Origin of the sequence: Sphingomonas aquatilis (assembly GCF_014196115.1) — a bacterium.
Classification (GTDB): Bacteria; Pseudomonadota; Alphaproteobacteria; order Sphingomonadales; family Sphingomonadaceae; genus Sphingomonas; species Sphingomonas aquatilis.
In genome coordinates this window covers 1-4,820 of record NZ_JACIDB010000027.1, presented here as the reverse complement: position 1 = coordinate 4,820, position 4,820 = coordinate 1, and the positions used below count along the sequence as shown (strand labels likewise).

Sequence of the window (4,820 nt, the reverse complement as noted above, 5' to 3'; positions counted from 1 at the left end):
CAAATGGAGCAGCTTACCACTGGCAGGATTTCTCTCCGCCGCACCGGCACCTATGCCGGCGCTCCCGTGGCCGGGTTTGTCACCGCCCTACACACGCCGGGCCGAGTCGTCTCGTTCCGCCGAAACGAGTCAGTTTCGCCGCCGCCTACAGGTCCGACATCGACACGCTCGCTCAGTACCGCTCAAGCCGTTCGAGAAGCGCGGCGCACTCCGGCGTGGCAAATGCGGCCTCGACCTCTTCGATCGTCGTCGGGATTGGGGCGTCGGTCATCACATCGATCGCCTGCTGGAGAAAGCAGGCTGACGTCGACGCACCGACGCTATCGAGGAGGGCCAGCGCCTCGCGGGCGAGCGCGGTTGCAGCGAGGATCGTCTCGTTGTCCATATGCAGGCCTCCATGACGGGCTTATCGCATCTGCGTTAACCTTGGCCTAAAGACACGCAACGGGAACTGCGTCGAAAACGAACAGGAGTTGCCGCTCAGCGCCGCGCACCTGCCCCCAGCAGCATCGCCGTATAGTCCACTTCGGAGCCGATCTTCTCTCGATCGCAGAAGTCGCAGCAATGCGCCGTCCTCTTCACCCGTGATCGGGTGGAGAACAGCCATTCGAGGATCCGCACCGCGAGCGATCGGCGCTGGCGCTGCTTGCCCCCGAAATAGTCGACCATTTGCCGGCGATAGCAGCTCTCCTCGCGCATCATCGCGGACACCTGGTCGATCTTCCGCATGCGGCTCTCGCGCGCAGCCGGATCGGGTTGCTCCTGGTCCTTGCCGGCGAGGTCCGCCATGAACCGGAGCCGCTTCACGTCGCGGCCGTCGGACGCATTGTCGTGCATGACGATCGAGACCGCCTGCAGGCCATCGCGTCCGGCGCGGCCGAGCTCCTGCATCAGGTCCTCGACCGATGCGGGAGCCTGCCAGTGGATGACGAGCCTGAGGCTCGGAACATCGATCCCCATGCCGAACGCCGACGTCGAGATGATGCGATCGATCGCCGGCTCGCTCTGGTTGGTGAAGCGCTTGACCAGCTGCTCGCGCTCGAATGGTCGGCCGAGCCGCGAATGGTAGAGCGGGACGTTCATGCCCAGGCTACGAAGCGCGGCCTGCAGATCCTCTCCAACCCGGGCGGAGGGCACGAACACCATCGCCTTGCCGCCTTCGGGCAACGGCAACGCGAGGAGCTGCGCGATCTTCGCTGCCCTGCTGTCCTCAGCGACGGCCCAGCGCAGGAGCGTGATGTTGGGCCGGTCGACCCCGCTGACGAACACTTCTGCGTCTTCAGCGCCGAGCGAGGCGAGGATCCGCGCTTGCATCTCCTGCCCGGCCGTCGCCGTGAAGGCGAGAACGGGCGGGTTGCCGAGCTGACGCCGGATATCGCCCAACCGGCTATACTCCGGCCGGAAGTCCGCTCCCCACTGGTCGACGCAATGAGCTTCGTCCACCACTAGGAAGGCAGGACGAAGCTCGGCAAGACGCGCGCGCTCCGCTTCGCTCCGAACGAAAAACCGTTCGGGCGCGAGGTGCAGCAGCTTGATCGCACCGCGGCGAAGCAGGCTGTAGCGGAGCTTCTTCTCCTCCATCGAGAGGTCGCTGTTGACGAAGCTGGCGGGGACCTTCTTGCGGAGCAACGACGCCACCTGCTCACTCATGAGAGCCTTGAGGGGTGAGACCACCACGGTCGGTCCAGCCCGGAGGATCGCCGGCAGCTGGAAGCAGAGCGTCTTGCCCGATCCCGTTGGACGAACGACCAGGACCGACTTGCCCTGCAGGGCGGCCTGCACGACCGCCAGCTGGCCCTCCCGGAACCGCTCAACGCCTAGTAGGCGGAGCCCCGGGCCGAGATACTCGGTTGCCTGATCGAGCTCGTGTGCGCCGCCGAAGAGACGCGCCAAGCGGACAGCCCAGCGCTCGATCACGCGCCGCGCCAGACCGCCTGCAAGCATCGGGTGATGAGCCGCGTGGCAGCCGTCGCAGAGCGTCACGAGGTTCGCGAGCTCGTCCGTCCCGCCCATTGACCGCGGCAACAGGTGGTGAACATCGGCGTCGCGGCCGACTTCGCAGCCGCAGCTGGTGCAGCGATAACAGTCGCGCGCATGGACGACGCGGCGCGTCTCGGCCCAGATCGACGCGGCGGGCGCGTCTCCGACCGGACGGGCCGGCGACAACGGGGGCGAGATCACGTTCACGCGGGTTCAGCCCTCCCGGCGCCTTTCGTTCTCGACGCGGATGTCCTCCCGGGTCGGCGCTGCCTTCAGCTTGACCAAGCGCGACGTGATGCCACCCTCGTTACGGTCGAAGCGGGTCATCAGCTCGGAGAGCGTGGCCCCGTTCGACCAGCGCTGCAGCAGGTCCGCGTCGTCGCCCTCGGTCCAGCGGACGCCGGTGTTGATCCCCTTCTCCTGGGTGGACTGTTTCCTCGCGACCGGCTTTGTGACCTGCTTGGGCGTCTTCACGACCATCCCGATCGCGTTGGCGAGACCCGCCCACTCCCGGTTCGTTAGATCGATCAGCTGCCCGTCCGGCAGGCAGAGCCGCGCCGCGTCGCTGCCAACCTGCAGCTCGAACCTTGAGCCGTCGACGGACCACGTGAGAGTGTGGCTGTCGTTCGAAGCGCTGCCATCGGGGCTATGCGCCTGCTCCACAGCCATTAGAACCGCCGACCGGCGGTAAAGTCGACAGCCGGCCCCATGGCACACTGATAGCTCGTGGTGCGATTGATGGAGCGATCGGGGATGAGGGTCTCGTCCGTCAGCACGAGCGTCGTGCGATCAAGCGAGACGGTCCGCAGCACCGGACCCATCGAGGTCCGCATCAGGTCCGGGTTCGGGGCGTCGATCACGATCGTGCCGTCGGTCACGCGCGCGAGCCGCTTTTTACCCTCGCCCTGGTCGTACCGGCCGCGCTTCAGATCCACGTTGAGCCGCTTGGTCTCGCCGTTTTTCGCGGTGCAGGTGAAGCCCGTGACACCGGATCTCCCCTTCGCCAAAGCGGGCTGCGACACCACCGCCAACGCGATCAGGAACGCTACCTTCACCCCGCCGTCTCCCCGTTTCCGAGCCTAGCGTAGCACTATCCAGTGCTGCTCGTCAGGCTTTCCCACCATTGCGAACGGACTTCGCCGGGGCGCAGACCGGCTCGTCCATCGAGAGGCGGGGACCGGTGACGGTCTGAGGGCAGGGGTATGCACGCTTGCGCGCGTCGCTGGCATCGGCGTAGCACACCTTCTGAGGTGGAGATCCCCTGTCACGTCGCTCGCTCTCGCATCGCCAGACTAGACCGGGCTCCCTCTCGCCCGGGATTGCCTCATCCGGGTAGACCTGCCCCGGCCAGTATTCCCGACGGCACTCACGCAAATCGCGTTGCTGAACACCGCACTCAATGTACTTGTCCCACGGCTTGACGAAGATTGTCTGCGGCACCGCCTGTTGAGCCGCCTGCCTTGCTCGCGACTGGGCTTCCGCAACAGGTGCCTCAGAGCGCCGACTTTCTACGGCTCCATACACACCCGCCACGACCAGCATCGCTGCAACCGGTAGGGCGGCCAGCGGCGCGTGCTTCACGGCGCCTCCGAAGCATCGTCAGTGACGAGAGCCTCCTCCTCACCATCGACCTGCTCCACCTCGCTGTCATCGACGACGACCTGGCCCGTTTCATCCCTCGCGGTCCAGACGATCGCGTCCGCTCGCGCTTCGTCATGCGTCGCATTCAGCGCCGGTCCCATAGCGAGGATCTCTGTGATCCGACGCGCCGTTTGTGCGAAGTGAAGCACCTCTTCACCACGAAGCGGTCGCCCCATAATCGCCGTTTCGCGGTACGAAAGCCACTTCTTGAGGGCCTGGTAGCCGCCCGCAGTGTAGCTCCACACCTTGGACGGCACAGCCCGCCAACCCGCCGTCCCGTTCATCTCGATGTCGACGGCTCTATCACCGGTGACGTCCAGCAATGCAGCCAACGAAAGGCCGTGCCGGGTTGCGATCTGGCGCAGAGCCTCCAGTTCCGCCTCGGTCCACTCCCTTTCTGTCGCCATGCCCGCGCCGGGCATGATCAGTCGCGTTCCGCTGTCCTTCCGCTGTACCGAACCCCAGCCCGCGGTGACCTCGTAGGACGAGCCGTAGGGCAATCCGATCGAGGACAGTCCCGGCAACAGCGCCCCGCGGCTGACACCATCCACGGCCACCTCGACATCGAGGAGAGCCGCAAGTCTTGCCCCCAGCGCCGCAGAGCGCGCGAACGTCTCGTTCGACGCCGGGATCGGGATGCGAGGCCAGTCGACACGAAGGGCATCGATGTACCGCGCCTCGTAGACCGGCGCATTCAGGGTGGCGAGAACGTGGTCGAACAGCTGGTCACTCGTGAGATCCCGCTCGGCCAGCATCGTCTTCACCGACTTGGCGAGGTTCGGCTCGACATTCTGGGTGTCCTGACGAACCCGGGCCGGGAAGATCGACACGTTGCTCTCGACAAGGTGGTGATCGCCGAGAACGCTGACGGACTGGGGCTTGTAATAGACCCCCATGCGGTTCCGGACGCCGGCCGTGAGGAATCGGTTTCCTACTTCTGCATTGGCGAAAAACTCGGGGCGTTTCTCGTCAATCAGCTTGGTGTCGGGGTCCCAATATGCCCAACGAACGTCAAAGGGCCGGTAGGCATAGCGCACGATTTGGCCGAGTTGATATTTCCGCTCGATCAGCGCTTTGCGCGTGGTTGCCGCGTTGTACCGTTCGGTCGTGTTCACGAGAGCAGGGTGCGACTTCGCGAGCTCGGCGTCCGTCGTCTTCGGGTCGAGATAACGCTCGATCCTGCGCTCAAGCGCGTCCCG

The 4,820-nt window shown here is 65.5% G+C and carries 5 protein-coding genes; all 5 read right to left on the bottom strand.

What is annotated here, in order from left to right:
- Window positions 1–172 precede the first annotated feature (172 nt).
- On the bottom strand, window positions 173–385 hold the full coding sequence (locus GGR47_RS18935; RefSeq protein WP_093068065.1) for a hypothetical protein: 213 nt from the start codon (window positions 383–385) through the stop codon (window positions 173–175).
- Between the two features lie 95 nt (window positions 386–480).
- Window positions 481–2,181 (bottom strand): RecQ family ATP-dependent DNA helicase, encoded by a 1,701-nt coding sequence (locus GGR47_RS18930; RefSeq protein ID WP_244305305.1) that lies wholly within the window; start codon window positions 2,179–2,181, stop codon window positions 481–483.
- Window positions 2,182–2,193: 12 nt separating this feature from the next.
- On the bottom strand, window positions 2,194–2,649 hold the full coding sequence (locus GGR47_RS18925; RefSeq protein ID WP_093068062.1) for a hypothetical protein: 456 nt from the start codon (window positions 2,647–2,649) through the stop codon (window positions 2,194–2,196).
- Entirely contained in the window at window positions 2,649–3,035 is a 387-nt protein-coding gene (locus tag GGR47_RS18920; protein ID WP_093068059.1) for a hypothetical protein, read from the bottom strand. Before GGR47_RS18920 ends, GGR47_RS18925 begins: the two co-directional genes overlap by 1 nt.
- Window positions 3,036–3,557: 522 nt before the next feature.
- Window positions 3,558–4,820, bottom strand: a 1,263-nt coding sequence (locus GGR47_RS18915; RefSeq protein WP_221204879.1) for a type ISP restriction/modification enzyme, incomplete at its 5' end; no start/stop codon positions are given.